The 22004-nt window shown below is 35.2% G+C and carries 18 protein-coding genes; 17 read left to right on the plus strand and 1 reads right to left on the minus strand.

Translation table 11 applies throughout. From position 1 onward, the window contains the following. On the plus strand, positions 1–3087 hold the full coding sequence (locus MYP_RS17085) for an nSTAND1 domain-containing NTPase (RefSeq protein WP_081990561.1): 3087 nt from the start codon (positions 1–3) through the stop codon (positions 3085–3087). After that, positions 3084–4160 (plus strand): porin family protein, encoded by a 1077-nt coding sequence (locus tag MYP_RS17090; RefSeq protein ID WP_045465994.1) that lies wholly within the window; start codon positions 3084–3086, stop codon positions 4158–4160. The genes MYP_RS17085 and MYP_RS17090 overlap by 4 nt, the downstream gene beginning before the upstream one ends. A gap of 44 nt (positions 4161–4204) precedes the next feature. Here MYP_RS17090 and MYP_RS17095 read toward each other — a convergent pair whose 3' ends face one another. Continuing rightward, the gene (locus MYP_RS17095) at positions 4205–4744 is read right to left on the minus strand and encodes a hypothetical protein (protein ID WP_045465997.1); all 540 of its coding nucleotides are present in this window, start codon (positions 4742–4744) and stop codon (positions 4205–4207) included. Positions 4745–5030: 286 nt separating this feature from the next. Here MYP_RS17095 and MYP_RS17100 point away from each other — a divergent pair, with 286 nt between their 5' ends. Genes MYP_RS17100 through MYP_RS17165 form a run of 15 tightly spaced genes read left to right on the plus strand, consistent with a single transcriptional unit; the run spans position 5031 to position 22000 of the window. Continuing rightward, positions 5031–6725: a glycosyl hydrolase family 18 protein gene (locus tag MYP_RS17100; RefSeq protein WP_197060110.1), complete on the plus strand. Its 1695-nt coding sequence runs from the start codon at positions 5031–5033 to the stop codon at positions 6723–6725. A 17-nt stretch (positions 6726–6742) separates the two neighbouring features. Then, entirely contained in the window at positions 6743–7288 is a 546-nt protein-coding gene (locus MYP_RS17105; RefSeq protein WP_045466003.1) for a DUF4255 domain-containing protein, read from the plus strand. A gap of 19 nt (positions 7289–7307) precedes the next feature. Further along, complete coding sequence (locus MYP_RS17110) at positions 7308–8363, plus strand: hypothetical protein (RefSeq protein WP_045466006.1); 1056 nt, start codon at positions 7308–7310, stop codon at positions 8361–8363. Positions 8364–8381: 18 nt separating this feature from the next. Further along, positions 8382–9935, plus strand: coding sequence for a phage tail sheath family protein (locus MYP_RS17115; RefSeq protein ID WP_045466009.1), 1554 nt, complete (start codon positions 8382–8384; stop codon positions 9933–9935). 60 nt (positions 9936–9995) lie between these two features. Then, the gene (locus MYP_RS17120; protein ID WP_045466012.1) at positions 9996–10433 is read left to right on the plus strand and encodes a phage tail protein; all 438 of its coding nucleotides are present in this window, start codon (positions 9996–9998) and stop codon (positions 10431–10433) included. Between the two features lie 27 nt (positions 10434–10460). Next, the gene (locus tag MYP_RS17125) at positions 10461–10970 is read left to right on the plus strand and encodes a phage tail protein (protein WP_045466015.1); all 510 of its coding nucleotides are present in this window, start codon (positions 10461–10463) and stop codon (positions 10968–10970) included. A gap of 3 nt (positions 10971–10973) precedes the next feature. Next, entirely contained in the window at positions 10974–11138 is a 165-nt protein-coding gene (locus MYP_RS26160; RefSeq protein ID WP_156140696.1) for a DUF5908 family protein, read from the plus strand. 1 nt (position 11139) lies between these two features. Next, positions 11140–11826, plus strand: a complete 687-nt coding sequence (locus MYP_RS17130; protein ID WP_052430294.1) for a CIS tube protein — start codon at positions 11140–11142, stop codon at positions 11824–11826. Beyond that, positions 11823–13610: a type VI secretion system tip protein VgrG gene (vgrG, locus tag MYP_RS17135; RefSeq protein WP_045466018.1), complete on the plus strand. Its 1788-nt coding sequence runs from the start codon at positions 11823–11825 to the stop codon at positions 13608–13610. Before MYP_RS17130 ends, vgrG begins: the two co-directional genes overlap by 4 nt. 23 nt (positions 13611–13633) lie before the next feature. Next, entirely contained in the window at positions 13634–13933 is a 300-nt protein-coding gene (locus tag MYP_RS17140) for a PAAR domain-containing protein (protein WP_045466021.1), read from the plus strand. 1 nt (position 13934) lies between these two features. Then, a complete protein-coding gene (locus tag MYP_RS17145) occupies positions 13935–14369 on the plus strand; it encodes a GPW/gp25 family protein (RefSeq protein WP_045466023.1) in 435 nt (144 codons plus the stop codon). Between the two features lie 17 nt (positions 14370–14386). Next, the gene (locus tag MYP_RS17150) at positions 14387–18136 is read left to right on the plus strand and encodes a baseplate J/gp47 family protein (RefSeq protein WP_045466025.1); all 3750 of its coding nucleotides are present in this window, start codon (positions 14387–14389) and stop codon (positions 18134–18136) included. Between the two features lie 30 nt (positions 18137–18166). Continuing rightward, the gene (locus MYP_RS17155) at positions 18167–18901 is read left to right on the plus strand and encodes a hypothetical protein (protein WP_045466027.1); all 735 of its coding nucleotides are present in this window, start codon (positions 18167–18169) and stop codon (positions 18899–18901) included. A gap of 12 nt (positions 18902–18913) precedes the next feature. Beyond that, positions 18914–19135 carry a hypothetical protein gene (locus MYP_RS17160; protein ID WP_045466029.1) on the plus strand — a complete coding sequence of 74 codons (222 nt, stop codon included), beginning with the start codon at positions 18914–18916 and terminating at the stop codon, positions 19133–19135. A 6-nt stretch (positions 19136–19141) separates the two neighbouring features. Next, positions 19142–22000, plus strand: coding sequence for a hypothetical protein (locus MYP_RS17165; protein WP_045466031.1), 2859 nt, complete (start codon positions 19142–19144; stop codon positions 21998–22000). The last annotated feature ends 4 nt before the right edge of the window (positions 22001–22004 follow it).

Here is a 22004-nt window from a genome sequence, read left to right on the forward strand (position 1 = left end):
ATGCTTTCAACAAAAACATCAGGAAAAGTAAAGCCGGGAAAAAAGGTTTCTCAAGTGAGAAATCCCCAGGAAGAGAAGCCTAATCCGTTTCCAGGGCTCAGACCATTTAGGTATGAGGAAAGTCATTTGTTTTTTGGAAGGGAGGGACAAATAGACGAAGTGCTTAAAAAACTTGTAGACCATAGGTTTGTAGGAGTTATAGGAACTTCTGGTATTGGAAAATCTTCCTTTATGTATTGTGGATTGCTCCCGGTAATTTATGGGGATTACAGAACTGAAGATTCATCTCAGTGGGAGGTATCTATATGCAGGCCCGGAATTGCACCTATTAAAAATCTTTCTGATGCCCTTATAGACAGTGAAATTAAAAATGAAGCTGATCCTGAGAAAAGGGAAATCATGTCAAATATGAATTTTTTGACACTTAAAGGTAGCTCTTATGGGTTGGTAGAACTAATAAAGTCTAAAATACGGAAAGAAAAAAAGAACCACCTCATTTTCATAGATCAGTTTGAAGAACTGTTCAGATTTAAAAGTAACGACGATCAAGCAGTAGATGAGGCTTCAGCGTTTATTAAAATTATAACAGAAGCTGTCAGTCAGAGAGAAATTCCAATCTACGTAGTCATTACAATGAGATCGGACTTTGTTGGCGACTGTTCTCAGTTTCCTAAATTGACAAGGTTAATTAATGACAGTCAGTTTCTGATCCCTCAGATGACGAGAGAAGAAAAGAAACAAGCTATTTTAGGGCCTGTTTCCGTAATGGGAGGTAAGATAGATGATCGTCTCGTTCAACAACTTTTAAATGATGTGGGAGACAATGCAGATGCTTTACCGATTATGCAGCATGCATTGATGAGAACATGGGATTATTGGCAAAGAAATGGAGATTCGGATTTAATGGAGATATCCCATTATGAAGCTGTGGGGGGGATGCAAAAAGCTTTGTCAGTTCATGCCAATGAGGCTTTCAATGAACTTAATGAAAATCAGAAACGGATATGTGAAAAGATTTTCAAATCAATAACTGAAAAAGGGGATGAAGGAAGAGGAGTGCGAAGGCCAGCTAAACTTTCGGATATCGCAGTGATTGCAAATGCTCCGGTTGCAGAAGTGACAGAGGTAGTAGACCATTTCAGAAAAACAGGAAATACATTGCTGATGCCTCCCTCCAATGTGAAGCTGGAGGAAAATAGTATTATTGATATTTCTCATGAAAGTCTGATGAGAATATGGGTAATGCTGACTAAGTGGGTTGAGGAAGAAGCGGAATCAGTAAAAATGTATCTTCGCTTAGCTGAAGCAGCCGAGATGCATCAGCAAGGGAAGTCTGGCCTATGGAGGCCTCCGGATCTGCAAATAGCCCTTAACTGGCAGGCAGAACAAAATCCGTCTAAAATATGGGGACTGCGCTACCATAAGGCTTATGAACGGACTATGCTATTTCTTGATTTCAGTAAAAAAGAATTCGAGAGAGAGCAAATTATGAAGGAGAAAATGCAGCGAAGAAGATTGATCGCCGCCAGAATAACTGCCCTTATACTTGGTTTGGGAGCCATTGTTGCCTTTTTATTCTTTATATATGGAGAGCAGCAGAGAAGAGAAGCAGAAAAGCAAAAAGCTGAAGCCAGAAGACAATCTAAAGTAGCAGAAGAACAGGCAAAAATTGCAAAACAGGAAAGTGAAAAGGCCAGGGCCAGCGAAAGAGAAGCTTTAGAGCAGAAGAAAATTGCTTTAAGCGAAACCGAAAAAGCCTTGAAGAATGCTCAGTTAGCGAAAGAACAGAAATTATTGGCTGAACTTGCCACAAAAAATGCACTTATTGAAAAGGCCAAAGCAGAAAAGGCTCATCAAATAGCTCTGACAGAAGAAAGAAAAGCATTTAACCTTAGAATGCTTTCTATAGCAAAATCAATGGCAATTAAATCTGTAAGCCTTGTAGATAAAGAGCAAAAGGGGATTGTAGCACAACAAGCGTTTTTGTTTAATAAAGAACATGGAGGAAAAGATAACGATCCTGATATTTTTGATGCTATGTACAATGCTATAAAGTCTCTTGGCGATTCAACGTTCAGACCGTTAAAAGGGCATAACCAAAACGTTCGTGCGCTTACAACAACCATCACAGGAAAGATGATTTATTCCGCAGGAAGCGATGGTAAAATTAATCGCTGGGATCCAAAGAAGGAAGATGGTTCCAGGCAGTTAATTAGTGAATCTCCTACTCATATACATAAATCAATAGCATTGAGTCCTGATAATAAGTTTCTGATTGCTGGTGGTGATTATTCATTTTTACAGCTATTTGATTTATCTCAGATTGGTACTAAACCTAAAATATTTAAGTCAAAAACAACAGAAACCTGGTTTCTTGGATTTACTAAAGATTCAAAAAGTATTATTTCTGCCGGTAATGATAAAAAGATATACCAATGGGATGTTGAGTCTGCCACTTCTCAGGAAGTCATAATCAGTGATTCTAAAATCAATGCTATTGCAACAAGTCCAACATTAAATCTTGTTGCGGCAGCTAAAGGAAATGGAGATGTTATTTTAATCGATCTGGATAAGAAAAATCAGGAGTCAATTTTATTTCAGGATAATGTGCCGGTCGTATCAATCGCATTCAGTAAAAATGGACTGCTGCTTGCTGCAGGAGATGAAAAAGGAATTGTTCGTATTTGGAATATGCAAACCAGAACAATTCTTGCAACTCTCTCAGGGCATACAGCAAGGATCAACAATATCAGATTTAGTAATGATGGAGAGAAACTAGCTACAGGTAGTTTTGATAAAACTGTCCGTATCTGGAATATGCTGAATATTTATGACGCTCCTATTGTTCTTAAAGATCATGATGACTGGGTATGGTCTATTGAATTTAGCCCTGATGGCAATAAGCTGCTTGCCGGATGTAAAGACAATAAGATAAAAGTATGGCCTACAAAAATTGAATTAATGAAAAACATCGTCTGTGACAAAGTGAGCAGGAACATGAATAACAAAGAGTGGGAGCAATTTGTGGGAGATGATATAGTTTATGAAAAAACTTGTTTAGATAAACCGAAAGGAAACGGAAAATGAATTCAATAGCATCCAAATTTTTATTAACTACTTTTTTAGTTTTCATATCTGCAATTATATGTCAGGTTTCTGCCCAAACCAGTGATTGTGGACAAGTGCTTTCAAAAGCTCAGGATATATATAAAGAAGGTAGAATTTCTGAAATTGCAGAACTCCTGGAGCCATGCTTAAATGAAGGTTTTACAAAACAGGAAAGAGTCGAAGCATATAGGCTATTGACTTTATCAAATCTTTATTTTAATGAAAGAGAAAAAGCTGAAAAGTCTATGACACTCTTATTAAAAAGTGGACCTGAATATAAATTAAGACCAACAGATCCTAATGAGTTTGTCCAGCTTTATAATAGCTTCAGAACTACACCGTATTTATTGATCGGGGGAAAGTTTGGGGTAAATGTTTCGGATATAGATATCAAAAGAAATTTTAGCTATGAAAATTCTCAAATGAATATTGGGGATTATAATTCAAAAGCGGGTATTCAGGGTGGAGTTTTTTTACAGATTCCTTTATACAAAAGATTTTCATTGCTAACAGAGGTATTGTATACGCAAAAGAGGTTTGTTTTTAAAGAAAGACTTTTTAATTATTCAACTATTGAGCTGCCGGAAACTCAAACCTATTTTGAAGTTCCAATACTTCTTAATTTTAACTTTGGAAGAGAAAAATGGGTACCTTATTTAAATGCCGGTGTTTCTATATCCTATCTGGCAAAATCCAAAATGTCACCGTTAAGAAAAGATTCTCTATATATAGGAGGAGGTCGTGAGGTAAAAGAAGGAGAGATTGATGTTACGAGCTTAAGGCAAAGATTTAATTATAACCTTATCCTGGGAGCTGGTATTAAAGTTAAGGATATTATTGGAAGGGGATATGTTTTTCTGGATGTGAGATATTGTCATGGTTTGAACAAACTAAATGATCCGGATAAAAGGTATTCTAACAATGATCTTATGTACAAGTATTTTTATACGGACAGTGATTTTAAGATAAATTCATTTCAGTATTCTTTAGGCTATTCATATCCTTTGTATAAACCGAAGTTGAAGAGAAAGACTAAAGAAAAGTATGAATGAAATAAAGATGTATAGAGTTAAAAAGAGGAGAATTTTCTCCTCTTTTATTTTAATGCCTTATCCAGGATTTTTACTCTTCCTTGTTTTCCTCCTTTTGCATTTTTTAGATAGAACTTAGCATCTCTGGAGATCTTGTTGTAGTTCCTGTACATTTTTTTCGCATTCGGCTTAAATTTATAGTAACAGGAGAATGTTAATCCGTCGACATTCCTTGGTTTTTTCTTTTGCCTTATCAGTTTGCTTTCTATCATGAGACAAATCATATCTGTATAAGATTGATCTTTCTCCTCCATTTCACTTTTGCCTTTAACTTTTCTAATAGAGTAAAAATCCGTACTATCAAGAATTAGAAATGTCCATTCTTTTCCTTTCTTTATTCCGAATAGGTCGTATTTATTTCCTTGCTGAGTTTTACCTGTCATGCTTGGCTGCAGTGCTTTTAATGCAGAAATATGCTCTTCACGCAATAATCGTGATGAATCCAGTGGATTTTTCTGTTCCAGAGAAACTTTATTCTTACCTCCAGCAATAGCATAAGAGAATATAGGAAGGGAAAACAAACAAGCTAAAAAGTGTTTTTTCATAGACGATTCTAAAGCTACAATATTAAAAAAAATATTTTTTGTTTCTAAGTAAGTTTCATGAGAAAAAGCTCGCTTTTTTTAGAAAAAAAAATATCTTTGTGTCTGTTTAAAAGAAGTATTTAACTTTGCTTAATGGCCAGCAATCTCCATTTTTAAGAATGCATAAAGTAAGATTAATTTTAGAATCATAGTTTTATAAGCAATTATGCTCAATAAAAGTTTAATTTTTTGGTTAGTTTGTTCAGTTCTTTTATTACAGCAGTTAGATTCATTTGGTCAAGGTGTTTTGAGGGATCTTATAGATAATACTGTTGACAAAAAGCAAGGTAAGGTAGCTGAAGAAAAAAAGAAAGAAGAAACAGTTAAAATCCTCAAAGATTCATTACAAAATCTTATAGCTAAGAGAGATTCTCTCAAGCAAGAAGATCCCAAGGTTCTGGATGTAGCTGTTCAATTTGATACCACAGAATTTAAGAAGAGAAACTTTTCGGTTAAATCGAGAAAGCCTAATTTCAACCTCACAAGTGAAGAAGGCTGGCAGAAAGAATTTTTGATTACTAATAACAAGGTATACAAGAAAAATCATAAGTTAGACTCTACTAAGCATGTATTTGGCTGGCATCCCTATTGGATGGGGAATGCATATAAAAGTTATAACTTTTCTTTGTTATCTGTAATTGCCTATTTTAGTTATGAGCTGGACCCCAATACAGGTTCTTACTTTAATATCCATGAGTGGAAGACTACAACTCTGATTGATTCTGCACATGCTCATGGTTGTAAGGTGGTATTAAGTGTTACGAACTTTGGCACCGGAAATAATGGAAAATTTTTGTCCAATATTAGTGCTCAAAAAACCTTTATTAATACTCTGATTACCTTATTAAGAGAAAAAAATGCAGATGGTGTGAACATTGATTTTGAAGCCATTTCTTCATCTAACAGGTCTGATCTTACTAACTTTATCATAGATTTATCATCAAGCCTGAGAGCTTCCAAAAAGGATTATCTCATAACTATTGCTTTACCGGCTGTTGATTTTGATAACGTTTATGAAATGCAACAGCTCTCAAAGTATGTTGACATGTTCGTAATTATGGGGTATGAGTTTTATGGAGCAAACAGTAAGGTTGCAGGTCCGGTAGCTCCAATTAAAAGCGGCAATGTCTGGTGGCCGTATAATCTTGAAAGAGCAGTTGATGAGTATTTGATTGCTGGAGTTCCTCCTGGAAAACTACTTTTAGGATTACCGTATTACGGCGCGGAATGGCAAACTAAAGATCTGAAGTTTCCTAGTAAGGTAGAGGCTTTTGTTGGATATTCCATGTATAGAAGTATAAAAAATACACATGGTGAACTTTTATGTTGTGATGATGAAGTCAGTGGAAGTAAATTTCATGTATATAGGGACGACCAGAACAGGTACAGACAAATATGGTTTGAAGACAAAGTCTCATTGAGTAAAAAGTATGATTGGATAAAAGAGAAAAAAATCGGAGGTGTAGGTATTTGGGCATTGGGATATGATAATGGTCATACAGAGTTATGGGAATTATTGGCAGACAAATTTTCGTTAAAAGAAGACTCTGTGTTAAAACCAAAAGTCTTAAAAGCTTCTGTTAGAAAACCTAGAATCTCCTGGCAGATGATGTTGTCTTATGGTATGCGAATCCTTCAAAATCCGAGGGTGCTGGTAACAAACCCAAGACCTCTATTCATCGTATTCGGGTCACTAATGGGAATCAGTATTGCAGGATTTTTGGTATTGTTCAGATATGGTTATCGTTTTAAACGATATTGGAAAATTATTTTACAAGGTGGGATTTCATTGGTGATTCTTATACTTCTTGGCCTAATATTCTTTACTCTAAAATATGCAGGTTTGCGTGAAGTTGCATTTTTGTTAGGTGGATTTATAATAGCAGGAGTATTATTTCTTATTTTTAGCAGACAGTTTTTGGTTGAAAGAGATTTACCTTAAACCTATTATTTTTATAAATGATATATTCAGTACTAAATATAATTGGAGAACGACTCAATTTTTATCTAAAAAACAGATTTGCCTTAGGTGAAGATAAAGTCATTTTATCTAACATAGTAAATCAGGATGGAAGTCTTGCTATTACTGAGTCAGATAAAGTCGTAATTACTTTAGTCAATATTCAGGAAGAAACTATAACCAGCAGATTAAATTCTACTGTTAATATGGCAAGACCAATTAATCTGAATATTTATGTTATGTGTTCTGCTTATTTTACAGATAAGAACTACCCGGAAGCTTTAAAGTTTTTATCAGCTACTTTAAGTTTTTTTCAGGCCAACTGTGTATTCACCCATAGCAATACTCCTGATTTAAATCGAAACATTGAGAAGCTGACTTTTGAAATAGTAAATCAGGATTTGCAAAATCAAAGTCATTTGTGGGGGACCCTGGGAGGTAAATATCTTCCTTCAATATTATATAAAGTCAGAATGGTGACTGTTCAGGAAGGTAATTTTGAAGATGACTATACCAGGGTTTCAGGCTTTAGCAGTATCATATAAAAATTAAATGACTTGAACAATGCTCGATATAAGCTTTAATTATAAAACACTTTTTAAATTAGCAATTGGGCATAATTTTTATGCTGATAGGCCAGGTGAAGATTTGAAGATTGTTTTAGCTTCTGAAAGTTCAGGCTTATTTCGTAAACTTGACCTTATTACAAAAGAAGATGCAGGAGAGTGTTTTTTTCTTTATGCACCCGAGAAAGTTGAAGGCTTATTAAATCTAATAGAGAAAAAAGAATTAAAATTAACTTACTTATTATATACTAAGAATCAATATTTTTCTAACTTTACTGATGTTTCATTAGAAAATAACTCGAAAATTTTTTACTTTTCCAACAATCGGGTAATCAAAGACAATGAAACTCTTTTATTGCATCACGGACAATTTGCAGGCACTAAAGAAAGATATTCTCTAAAAAAGGAAATAGTACTGCTTGGTGGAGATAAAGGATGTAAGTTTGAATTTAAGAACGATTTCAATCAGGTCGTTTTAGTTAAAGAAGTTGCTCCAGGCGGGAGTATAGCTATCAATAATACTCATTTACCCTTGGGGCTTTATTTCCTTTATGAAAATGAAACTTTAAAAGATTCATTTGTACTCTATACGAATGCTCCAATTTTAAAGCCTGTTGGAATCATTGATATTTCGTTAACTGGAAGTATTAAAGACGAACTTATAGAAGGAATAAAGAGTTTTGACATTCCATTTTATAGTTATAAAATAGTATTTAATTCCAGATCGACCTATTGGAAGTATTTATTAATAAGTAAATATAATTCAGGGTTAAAAAATACCGTCATTGATAGCGGCTCCGGAGATTTAAAGTTTTCCGGCCCTCAGGAGGTAAAGCTGAATAACGGAGCTAGTGCGATTATGTTTATCTCAGATCAGCCTTTGCCATTAAAGCAAATGTATGATTACAGGTTTCAATTGAAGCATGCGAAGAATGGAAGTTCGGGAGGGAAAGTTATAATGGATAAATTACCATTCGCTTCATTTGAAATGATAAAGCCTGAATCACGGGATGAGCAATCCAAAATTTTTTCTGAAATAATTATTCACATATAATTTTTACAATTAATAACTATGGCGCAAACTTTAGCAACCCCCGGCGTTTATATTGAAGAAAAAAATGCCTTTCCTAATTCTGTTGCCGGTATTCCTACTGCTATTCCGGCATTCATTGGATATACCGAAAAAGCAATAAGAGAAGGAGAGTCTTTAATCAACCAGCCGGTAAGAATCACATCTCTTGCGGAATACCACAGCATTTTTGGTGCAGGAGTAAAAACCACATTTAGTATTCAGCAGAGTCAGGGAGCATCTTTTGATTTCCAGGTAGACGGTGCATCTTACAAGCTTGTTCAGGACAGTGAATCAAGATTTCTTTTTTATGATTCATTGAGATTGTTCTTTGCAAACGGAGGTGGAACTTGCTACATTGTTTCTGTTGGTACTTATTATAAAGCAGAATCTAGTCAGTCAGAGGATGATTTCTACAGCTCTGGTTCAGGACCAAAACTAAATTCAATTTCTAAAAAAGCTTTGGAAGATGGTCTTACAGCCTTGATCAGTGAAGAAGAACCTACTATGGTAGTCATTCCTGAAGCGGTTGAATTGGAAGAAGGTGATTGCTTCGCTCTTCAACAGGCGATTATTGCTCATTGCGGTTACAAAATGAAGAACAGATTTGCTATCCTGGATGTATTCAAAGGAACAGCAGCAAGAACTTATGACAGAAATGATGTCATCACTAGATTCAGAGAAGGTGTTGGTAGCAACTTCCTTGCTTATGGATCCGCTTATTACCCATTCCTTAACACATCAATTGTACAGAATGAAGAAGTAAGCTTTAAGAATATTTCAAATCTTGATGTTTTGGAAAGCCTTCTTAATAAAGAGGTCGATCGTTCTACGGATGATAAAAAGAAATCAGACGAAATAAAAGCTGAGATCAGGAAAATCTCGAATCCTGACGCAGATGCTGATGGTGTTAATCAGACATTAAAAGTTGTTAGCCCTGTATTCAAGTCTATCTTAACAAAAGTTAGAAACCTTCTGAACGTGCTTCCTCCAAGCCCTGCAATGGCTGGTATTTATACTGCTATCGACAATTCAAGAGGTGTATGGAAAGCTCCTGCCAATACTAGCATTGCTTCTGTTATTTCTCCTGTCGTAAAATTAACTCATGACGATCAGGAAGACCTGAACCTTACAGTAACAGGTAAATCAGTAAATGCGATTAGATCATTCATTGGTCAAGGCACAATAGTTTGGGGAGCAAGAACACTTGACGGAAACAGTCAGGATTGGAGATATATAAACGTAAGAAGGACTTTAATATTTATAGAGCAGTCTATCAAATATGCAGCTAAAGCTTATGTATATGAGCCTAACACTTCTAATACCTGGGTATTGGTTAAAAGCATGATCTCTTCATTCTTGAATGATCTATGGAAACTTGGTGGCTTGGTTGGAGCATCTCCTGAGCAGGCTTATCAGGTTGAGATTGGTCTTGGTTCAACAATGACTCCGAATGATGTTCTTGATGGTGTTATGAGGATATCCGTGAAAGTTGCGATCTCCAGACCTGCCGAGTTTATCGTGATCACATTCCAGCAAAAAATGCAGGAATCATAATTGATTGATAGAATTTTTAATTAAACAGAAAATTACTTTTAATAATAAAAAGATAAAAATATGGCAGATACACAATGGCCCATTCCTAAGTTCCACTTTTCAGTAGAAATAGGAGGAACTTCAGTTGGATTCCAGGAGGTTTCTGGATTAAGCATGGAAACTCAATTTATTGAGTACCGCGCAGGAAATGATTCAACATTTTTAACTCAGAAAATACCAGGTCTTAAAAAGAACGGAAACATCACATTGAAGAAAGGTATGTTTCATGGAGATGAATTATTCTGGCATTGGTGGAATGATGTTCAGGTAAATAAAGAAAGAAGGGAAACTGTAATCATTAACTTACTTGATGAAGAAGGAAATCCTCTTTTTACATGGACTGTCAACAATGCATTCCCAATTAAGTTCTCTGCACCTGATTTAAAATCAGATGCAAATGAAGTGGCAATAGAGACCCTTGAGCTTGCTCATGAAGGTATAGTGCAGACTCTTGCTTAATTATATTAATTTTTAAGGAAGTAAATAATGGCAACTGGAACTTCAACTTCCAAGAAAAAACCTTCTGCTGGTGGAACATCTAAATATTACCCACCAGTTGGATTTCATTTCAGAGTTAGAATTGTTAATACCAATGACAGCTCTGGCTTAGATTCAAATTTTCAGGAGGTCTCAGGCATTTCTGCTGAAATACCAACTGAGGACTTTTATGAAGGAGGTGTGAATTCATTTACTTATAAGCTTCCTAAAACAATGAAATATTCACCTTTACAGCTAAAGAGAGGCTTAGTGTCCTCTCTTTCAGCTTTAGGTGAATGGTGTAAAACAACTTTGATTAATGGCTTTGACCAACCTATTGTTACCAAGGATGTTGTGGTAAGTTTGTTGGATGAAGAGAATGAACCGCTCATGTCCTGGAAGTTTATAGATGCATATCCCACAAAGTGGAGTGTATCGACTTTTAATGCCCAGAATAATGATATTGTTATCGAAAGCCTGGAACTAACTTATAAGCGATTTGAGCAGGTAAAGGTTTAATTTATGGCAATAGAAATTAAAGAATTAATTATTAAAATGACGGTTTCCTCCTCTGATAATGAGAAGAGACCTTTGCAGTTGGAAATGCCTTCTTCTGTTAAAAATAAAATAGTAAAGGAATGTGTGGATAAAGTTATGCAAAAATTACAATCAAAGATAGAAAGATAGAATGGCTGCAAATCAAAGTGGATTGACTAAGATGGAAATAATCGGCTATAAAAAGTCGACCTTTGAAGATGAGCATGCCAGATTTAAGGTCCAGTTTAATCCAACTACTTTCAAACAGGAATATGCTGTTGAATTTGTTGAAGATGCACCCCCAGGTTCTACTGATAGTCCGCAAAAGCTAAAAAAAGCTCCTTCAAAAAAGCTGAATATGACTCTTACTCTTGATGCTACAGGAGTGACAGGTCAAGCGGGGACAAATGGAAGTAAAACCATAGATATAATGGAAGAAATTAAAGCCTTTAAAAAAGCAACATATGATTTTATAGGCTCAACACATGATATACCATTTGTAAAGATAATCTGGGGTGTAAATACATTTCAGGGAAGATTGAAAAATCTTACTGTGACCCACACTATGTTCAAGTCAAATGGAGATCCTTTAAGAAGTACTTTAGAAGCTTCATTTGAAAGTTCAAAAGAAGCTTCTAAGCAGGCAAAGGAGCATGATCTTCAATCTCCTGATTTAACACATTTAAGAACCGTAAAAATTGGGGATACATTACCTTTAATGTGTAATGAAATTTATAATGATTGTTCTCTTTACTTAAAAGTAGCGAAGTTTAACAACCTGGTAGATTTTCGTAATCTTGAACCTGGTACCGAGATTATTTTTCCTCCAATAGTATGAGTAAGTCCCTGATAGAAAATGATACCAGTTTAGTAACTTATGAAATTCTTACTGACGGTACACTGATTCCTGGTCAACATCAGGTAACCTCAATAAATGTTTCAAGGGCAGTTAATAGAATAGGTACAGCTACTGTTACTATTGCGGATGGTGGATTTACCGGATTAGCCGATGATTTCCCTTCTGCTAATTCAGGCATTTTTGATCCTGGAAAGAAAATAACAATTAAAGCCGGCTATCATGCTAAAAATGAAGTAATTTTTGAAGGCATTATTGTAAAACAAGGATTAAGCCTTTCCCCTGATAGTCGTAGGCTGATTGTTGATTGTAAAGAAGAGGCTTATAAGATGGCTCTCGCAAGGAACAATGCAATATTTCTTGACAAAACAGATAGTCAGGTTATATCAGAACTGATCGGTAATAGTGGACTTGAGGCGACAGTAACTTCAACTGACGCAACACATCCGGAACTTGTACAATATTTTTGTTCAGATTGGGATTATATGCTGATGAGAGCCGACTTCAATGGACATATTGTAGTTACAGATGGGAGCAAAGTTAAAGTTGGTAATCCTGATGTTTCTTCTGCTCCGGTTGTGGAAGTGGTGAATGGGCAGACTTTAATGGAAATAGACATTGAAATAGATGCTAGAAATCAATTTCCAAAAGTAACAAGTGTAGCATGGGATGTTGCCAATCAAAAGATTCTGGAGGCAAATTCCGGAAGTGTGACTATACCAGCCGTAGGTATTACTCCTGCTAAATTAAGTAGCGTACATGGAATACAGGAATATCAGCTTCAGACACCAGCAAATTTACCTAATAATGTCCTTCAGGCTTGGGCAACAGGTAAATTGACGAGATCTAAATTATCTATGTTGCAAGGGCATGCAAAATTTATTGGTAGTTCCCTAGTGAAGCCGGATATCGTTTTAACATTAAAAGGCCTTAGTGATCATTTTAATGGTGATGTATATGTAAGTGCAGTAAACCATGTTCTTGAAGAGGGTGAGTGGTATACGCAAGCAAGCTTTGGGATTTCTTTTAAATCTTATTCTGAAGCGAATAATGACATTGATGCTCCTGCTGCCAGCGGAATAACTGCGGGTATCAGAGGGCTCCAGACTGCAATTGTAAAAAAAATCGATGAAGATCCCGCAGGGCAGCATAGGATACAGATTAGTTATCCAACATTGAAACAGGATAATATGGGAGTCTGGGCAAGGCTTTCTACCTTTTATGCAACGAATGGGTCCGGGACTTTTTTTATTCCTGAAATAAATGATGAAGTTGTTATTGGTTTTTTAAATGAAGATCCTGAACAGCCTATTATTTTAGGATCTGTATATAGTGCTAAAAATGTTCCTGCCTTCACTTCTGAAGCAAAAAATAATACTAAATCATTTGTAACCAGAAGTAAAATGAAAATGACTTTCGATGAAGAAAAGAAAATCATTACAATCATTACTCCGGGCAACAATAGTATTGTATTGGACGATGATAAGGGTGCCATAACAGCCATCGACAAGAATAATAATAAAATGGAGATGAATGATGCAGGGATAACCTTTGACTGTGTCAAGGATTTTACAATTAAAGCTCAGGGGAAAGTGATAATTGAAGCGCAGCAGGATATTCAGGCTAAAGCTACAGGTAATCTTAAAGGAGAAGGAATGGCTGTGGAACTAAAAGGGAGTACAAAATTTGCCGCTGAAGCAGCAATGGCTGAACTTAAAGGTTCTGGCCAGACTGTTATAAAAGGCGGAGTAGTGATGATTAATTGATTTTATAACTTTAAACTAAATAAATGCCTTTAGCAGCCAGAGCAGGAGATATGCATACTTGCCCTATGATGACGCCAGGTACCCCACCTATCCCTCATGTTGGAGGTCCTGTAATGCCACCTGGGTGTATGACTGTATTAATAGGTGGGATGCCTGCTGCAAGATTAGGCGACATGTGTACATGTGTAGGTCCTCCGGATAGTATTGTTAAAGGGTCTGCAACAGTCTTGATCGGAGGTATGCCAGCTGCCAGAATGGGTGATTCAACAGCGCATGGTGGGTCTATAGTTTTAGGTTGTCCAACTGTAATGATCGGAGGTTAATATGAAGCATAAAAAAACATTTTTGGGTGTTGGATGGAAGTTTCCTCCAACTTTTGATAAAACCTCTGGAAGTATAATGCTTGTTTCAGAAGAAGAAGATATCAGAGAAAGTCTTTTTATTCTATTGTCTACCAAACCAGGTGAAAGAACAATGCTTCCGGAATATGGATGTGACCTGAACAAAATGATTTTTGAGTCTATTGATAGCTCTCTGATTACTGAGATGAAAGGAATGATTGAAAATGCCATTCTTTATTTTGAACCAAGAATCATTTTGAATGAAATTGACATCAGTCAGGATAAAACAAATGATGGATTGTTGCTGATTGATGTACAATATACTATTAGAAAGACAAATAAAAGAAGTAACATGGTATATCCATATTATATTCTAGAAGGTAATGAAGCCCGCTTCAGGGCAGTGAATACTTTTTGATCTGACCAAACCAAAGCATGGAAGGTAATAAATTTATAAGACTTACAAGTGCCGGTACTTCACAGGAAAGCAGGGCATTTCCTGCCTTGGATTTTAATTATGTTAAAATTGATGAGCGTTCATTTGAGGATCTGTTGGTTTTTTCTTCAGGTTTTTCAAGACTTATCAATTTTTATAATTTAAAGAATAAAGTAGAAGGTGATTGGTCCGAATTCCTGACAGATGAAACAGTAATTCTGGCTACCATTATAGATTCTAATCCATCAGGAATAGAAATAAATTTTAAGAACAATCTTAATAAGGCCATCCTTTTTAAAAGACCTGAAAAAAAGTTCTTTTACTTTAAAAAATGCTTTAAAGAAGTTTTTGATCTGGCGCTTCGCTTCCAGATCTGGTTGGGCAGACTTAAAGCCGTTGAAGCATTTTCCGGTGAAGAGTTGAAAATCAGAAATGAAATTTCAAGCGCTATTTCCAGTAAGTTAAATGTGTCCTTAAAAATTCTTGTTGAGCAACAACGCAATCTTAATGGATTTTTAAGTGAAGATGAAACAATGGTTTTCAATTACCATAGGTTTGATGATATATGGGGAATTAAAGACTCATTGCAGGATAATAACCAGAAGAAGGATATTATTTCATTTAAAAAGGAGAGTGGCATTATTTCAGAACAGCTTCAACTAAGTTTTCAGGCATTTTATGAAACTTTGTTATATCTGAAAATGAAGGCTCCGGATTATCTCCAGGAATCTCTTAGAACAGATACCCATTATCCAGAAGTTTCTTTATTTCTGGCATTCTTAAAACTGTTTCAGCATGCTCAGGGTGAAATCAATAATATTTCTAAAAGACACCTTGATTTTTATTATAAAGTAGCTCTTCAGCAATCACCTAAAAATGCTATAAGAGATAAGGTTTATCTTTCGTTTAAAACATATGACACTTCTGTTGTAGCTCAAGTTAAGAAAGGAACTGTATTTATTGGTAAAGAAGATGATAGTGGAAAGGAAGTTTTATATACAGCTGATTATCCTTTGCTGATAAATAAAGCTAAAATTGAGCGTCTTCGTTCAATCTTTATTGAGAAAAAATCTTTGAATGTAAGAGGGGTAGAAAAAGTATTATTTAAAAATATTCTTTCAGCAGACTCCGACATTAAAGCATTAACAAGAAAAGCTGAGGATAATTTTCCTCGCAAGTCATTTGCGACTTTTGGTGAAAGTCAGGATGGAAAAGGTGAGCTTGAGAAAACAATGGGAAATGCCAGCATTGGTTTTGTTATAGCATCACCCGTATTGTTTTTGAAAGAGGGGTATAGAGAAATTTCATTGAAGCTTCAGTTTCTTCCTGAAAAGTTTCAAGGTTTGATTCAGAAGCTTGAAGACATTGCTCATGTTGAAAAAAGTACAGAAAGTGAAATCTTTATAAAAAGCTTTCTAGATGCATTTCAGCTGGACATTACTGTTCCGGATGGCTGGTTCAGGGTTAGAAAATATGTGATTTCAAGGGAGGTAGATTCTTTTTCTCTAGTAATTAGATTTGACCTGGACGAGTCCGATCCTGCTATTGTTAAGTACAATCCAGGTGTTCACAGAGGAATATATTCCTCTAAAGCGCCGTTGATTAAAATAGGCTTAAATAGCGATACTTATATATATCCTTATTCACTTCTCAAAGACCTGATACTTGAAGAAGTGGATATCAAAGTTAATGTAACAGGTGTAAAGGATCTTGTTCTATATAACAATATGGGACAGCTTAGCCCTGACAGTCCTTTTTATCCATTCGGACCAATGCCAAATGTTGGTTCTTATCTTGTTGTCGGGAATAATGAGATTTTCAGGAAGAGTCTGGACTCTTTAAATGTCAATATTGAGTGGTTCGATCTTCCCAGAAATAAAAGCGGATTTTTCGGACACTATGAGGATTATGGGATAAATATTGATAACACGTCTTTTGAAGCCAAGATTTCAATTCTGGAAAACGGAAGGTGGAGACCATCGGCAAAGGAACAACAATCATTTAAATTATTCAGATCAGAAGGCGATCCCAAAGGGGAATTAATTAACGCAAAATCAGAACTGGATGAACAAACATTAATTCATTCTGTAGAAATAAACAGGATTAAACAATCTCCTGATTTTGCCGGAATAGAATTGAATTCTCTTTACACCAGTACTTCACAAAGAGGATTTTTAAAAATTGAATTATCAGCTCCTGAAACAGCATTTGCTCACACAGTTTATCCTGCTGTTCTTTCAGAAACGGCAATTAGAAATTCTAGATCTAGCCTTGTGCAGCTGGTTGAGAAGAAAATGGATAAAATGCCTAATCCTCCATATTCTCCTCAGATTAAATCTTTATCACTTGACTATAGCTCTGCATCTGTAATATCTCTAAAAGACAGATCTAACAGATCGGATGGAAATGAATTAAGAGGTGCGATTTATCATATTCATCCTTTTGGGGAAGAATTGGTATATCCTGATAATTCCTCTCAGGTTACTTACCTATTGCCAGAGTACAATCATGATGGTTCTTTGTTGATAGGATTTTCAAATATCAATCCTCCTCAATCAGTATCCATGCTGTTTGAGATGTTTGATGAATTTACTATTTCTTCAGAGGAAGATCCTCCGGTAATCGAATGGAGCTATCTTGCAAATAACAAATGGCATTTGTTGAAGCCTTCTAAGATATTGAGAGATGATACAAGCTGCTTTATTAAAACCGGTATCATTCAGATTGATTTACCTTACGAAATAAACAGAAACAACACAATTCTTGATTCTAACTTATTTTGGGTAAGAGCAAGTGCTCTTAATAATATTGAAGTAGCATCGAAAACAATTAGTGTATATACACAAGCTATTTCTGCTACACTTTCAGATTCATATGATCTTGATGGAAATCATCTTAAAAAGCCATTACCTGCATTCACAGTAAAAAGATCGGTTGAAAATATTGAAGGTGTTGAATCAATTATTCAGCCTTTAGAATCATATAACGGTCTGCCGAAAGAAGGTAATAAAGAATTTTATACCAGAGTAGGAGAGCGCCTGAGGCACAAATCGAGAGCTATCATGGCCTGGGATTATGAGAGGATTATTCTTGAAAAATTTCCTTCTGTATATAAGGTTGCCTGTTTACCAAATATGACAAGCAGCAATCTTGATGCTCCGGGAAGTGTTTTACTTGTGATTTCTCCATTTAGAAATAGTAATAATCTGGATGGTAATGAGCCAATGGCAAGTAGTGAGCTGTTGTATCAGATTAAAAATTATATTACGCAATTCGTTAGTCCGTTTGTAAAGTTAGAGATCAGAAATCCTAATTATGAAAGGATCAAAATTATTTGTGGTGTTAAATTTACTGATGGGTATAATTATGGCTTTTTCCTTCAGAAGCTGAATGAAGAGTTGAAGAAATACCTTAGCAAAAGTAACGAGGAAGGTTATTCAAGACTTCATTTGGGAGGAAAGATAAATACTTCTGATATTCTAAGTTTTATGAGAACGCTGCCTTATGTTGACTTTATAACAAAATTCTCTATGGTTCAGGCTGCGCGTGATTTTGCCGGTAACTGGATATTGATTGATACTGCGAGAGATGGAGAAGCAAAATCATTTCTGCAGGCGACCAAACCATGGTCTGTTCTTGTACCAGCCCTGGAACATCAGATTACAGTACTGAATGACAAATATGAAGAACGATCACTTCAGGCAGGTATTGATTCACTGGAGCTGGGTCATGATTTCATTATAGAATAAAACATTAATAATTAAGGAATATATCATTTTATGTCTTTACAAAATCGAAATTCTTTAAAAACCTTTTTCAAGAAAGGTCAATTACCTTCGGAAGGCAACTTCTTTGACCTAATTGATTCAATGATAAATAAAGTTGACGATGGGATGTCTAAGACGCTGGAAGACGGCTTAATGCTTTCTCCTATCGGTGGATCAAAGAAATTGATCAGTTTTTACAAGAGCATTGAGGAAAAAAGCCCCGCCTGGGGACTGGAAATTGATCAGGGCAGTGGAAATATTAATTTCAATAACCATGTTGGTGATAGTGTATTGACATTGGCAAATTCTGGTAAAGTAGGCATAAACAATCCTTCACCTGAATTTGAGCTTGATGTGAATGGTTCTATAGCCATGGCCGGAAGACAGGGAAATGCTTACAAAGGAAAAATTCTTGCTGACGGAAAGTGGCATCCTGTGCTAACTGAATTAAACGGCTGTCATGCACTCGAAATAGTTGCAGGAATCGGGAAAAAGAAAACAGGTAGATATGCCCTTATTCATGCTTTTGCTTTAAGTGCTTTCGGAAAATCAAAAAGTAAGATTGATATACGTCAGGCATATTATGGGGTAAGAAGTAATAGAATCGAACTGCGCTGGACAGGTACAACTTACAATTTTAACCTGGAAATGAGAACCCGTAATACTTACGACGGAGAATTTTATATTCAATATTTTATTTCCAAACTCTGGTTTGATCAGTTTATGGATAATAGTGTCGGAAAATAATTTACCTGCATCATGAAACTAGAGAATGAAAATACGGGAAATATCAATTTTTCAGTGTCAATTGATGAAGCAAATAAGATATTCAAGGCTTTGGGAAATCTTCCCTTTGTTGAAGTCTATGAGTTGATAGGTAAGCTCAACGAACAGGCAAACTCTCAATTATCTAAAAAAAGAGGGAATTCGGAAACAATGATTTCTGACGCTTCATTTGATATTGATCAATTGCTAAAATAACCGGTTATGGAAAAACCTGCTTTTATTTCTTCTGAAAAGGAAACCAATCCTGGCCTGGATTATGGTTTGCTTAGAGCAGAAGGTGTTAATATAATTCAGAAACTTACGGGAGCATTCTGGACTGATTATAATGAGCATGATCCCGGAGTTACTATTCTAGAACTACTTTGCTATGCGATCACAGACCTTTCTTATCGTACACAGTTTGATATACAGGATCACTTATATAACGATCCTGAAGATGATACTTTTTTAAAGGCACATTCAATACTTCCTTGTAATGCGCTAACATTAAATGACTATAGGAAACTTATATTTGATAAAGTATTTGAACTTAAAAATGTCTGGGTACTTCCTATTCTTGATGATGGTAGTTCATTTCGAGGGCTTTATAAAATTCTTATAGATATTGATCCTGCAATTAAATCTGAAGAGGACAGACTTGCCGTTTCAGAGAAGACCAGAAAGGTTTTCTGTGATAACAGGAACATTTGCGAGGATCTTGAACAGATTAAAATACTAGATCAGATTGACGTAGGTATTTATGCAGACATAGAAGTAGATGGAATCAGAGACCTGGAAAGTATTCTTGCTTATATATATTTTAAAGTTGATGAATATTTAAGTCCTGAAATAAGGTTTTACTCCTTAGGAGAATTGTTGCAGGAAGGGTTTACATTAAATGAAATATTCAATGGACCTTTATTGAAGCATGGTTTTATCAAGACTTCAGAATTACAGCCTAAGTCAAATAAGATACTTATATCTGAAGTGATTAAATTTATCATGCAAGTGCCTGGTGTGGTAAGTGTAAAGAACCTTCATCTTAAAGTCGGTGATAGAATTTTTGAAAACCAGATTGAAATAAGTGAAGATGAGCTGCCTAAACTTCTTACTGTACTCACTGATGCACAAGGTAACTCCAGTATACAGTTTTTCAGAGGGGCAGTAAATTATACTTCAATTGATTTTAACATTGTTAAAAGAAAACTTAACGAACTTCAGTCTGCTAATAAAAGGGTTTATAGATTAAGTGAAGAAACCATTTCAATTCCTTTAGGAAAAAAACTGAATGTAGAGCCTTATTTTTCTATTCAGAATCAGTTTCCTCTTGTATATGGTATTGGTCAGTATGGATTGCCTAGTTCTGCGGATACTAAAAGAAAAGCGCAGGCAAAACAGCTGAAAGGTTTTCTGTTAATTTATGAGCAAATCCTTGCAAACTACCTTTCTCAGTTGGCAAACGTTAAAAGGTTATTTTCATTAAAAGAAGATTTAAAGCAAACATATTTTTATCAGACACTCGATTCTGTTCCTGATGTTAAACCATTGCTAAAAGAAAGGAAACATGAATTTATTGATGAAACGGACCTTCATTTTTCTACTTCTTTAAATTATTATCTTGGTTTACCAGAACTTGTAAAGGTTAAAGATAACTATACAGACAGAAGAAACAGGTTTCTCGATTACCTGTTAGCAATTCACGGAGAATCATATACACAATATTCCCTTTCTCAGTTTAATTTTTATTTCAATGAAAGTGAGTTCGAAAGACATCTTATCCAGAATAAGACAAGACTTTTGAAATCACTTTCAACAATTAATAAGAACAGGGCAAGAGGGTTTAACTATCTGGAATCTAGTGTTAATACAGATAACATAACGGGAATGGAAGCTAAGATCTCCATATTACTTGGACTTGGAGGCAGTCATTCCGATCAGGTATCAGAATATAAAGCTCATTCTCTTGTAGATCATTATAACAGCTTTGGAGTTAAATTATTAAATGATGATGCCGAAGATATCGAAAAAGATACCTGGTATAAAGAAGGTGCATTTCCTGATGGCTTAAACGAGGAATATATAGAAGAATATTTCGATTTTATTGACACTGATGAAATTGATATCACTGAATTTTCAGAGAATAAAAGAAACTCCCTTTTAACTCAGACTTTGCCAGTAAAAAGTAAATTGATTCCATCTGAATTTTTAAAAGAGGGAATTACTTTGAATAATTACAGACTTGGCAAATACTCGTATGGAGGAGAAGAAAGTTATTATATAGCTTTTAAAGGAGCTAATAATAAATGGCATAACTTGGGAAGCTTTGTAGAAGAAAAAGATGCTATTGCTGCTGTAATGGAGCTGATTTCCCACATCAAAAAACTGAACATTCAAAGTGAAGGGCTTCATATAATTGAACATATTTTGTTAAGGCCTGATTTGAAAGATCAGAATCATGGTATTTTGATTTATGATGAATATAGAAAGCCAGTTCTAAGAAGTGCTGAACAGTATTCTTTCAAAGAGAGAGATGCTATTTTGAAAGATATCAGAAACCATTTATATGAATTTGCAAACTATTCTGTAGAGACTACTGCAGATAAGGATTTTGAAGTTCATTTTAAAACCCCGGATGACAAGTACCATTTTATAAGTATGGAAGCAGATATATCTGTAGAAGCTACTCACGAAAAAATGGAAAGGTTATTCAGGTTTATATCAGATCAGGAAGAAATTACTCCATTTGAGAGAAAGATAGGCCTATATATCAAAAATATTCATACAGACAGAATTATCCCTGAAGACTTCTTTAGCTATAGAGCAAGTATTATTCTTCCTAATTGGACTGCAAGATTCAGCAATAAGGAATTCAGAGCTATCATTGAAGATACCATTCATGAGAATAAGCCTGCAAATATTTCATTTAATTGTTTCTGGCTTCATCCATCACAGATGCAGGAATTTGAAACTGTTTATTACCTTTGGATGGAAGAACTTCGTCAGCAGAATCCTGATAAAGACCTGCTTGATGAATACAGCTATCAGTTAAGTGAATTGCTGATGACCTATAATAATGAGTAAAGCG

The organism is Sporocytophaga myxococcoides (assembly GCF_000775915.1).
GTDB lineage: Bacteria > Bacteroidota > Bacteroidia > Cytophagales > Cytophagaceae > Sporocytophaga > Sporocytophaga myxococcoides_A.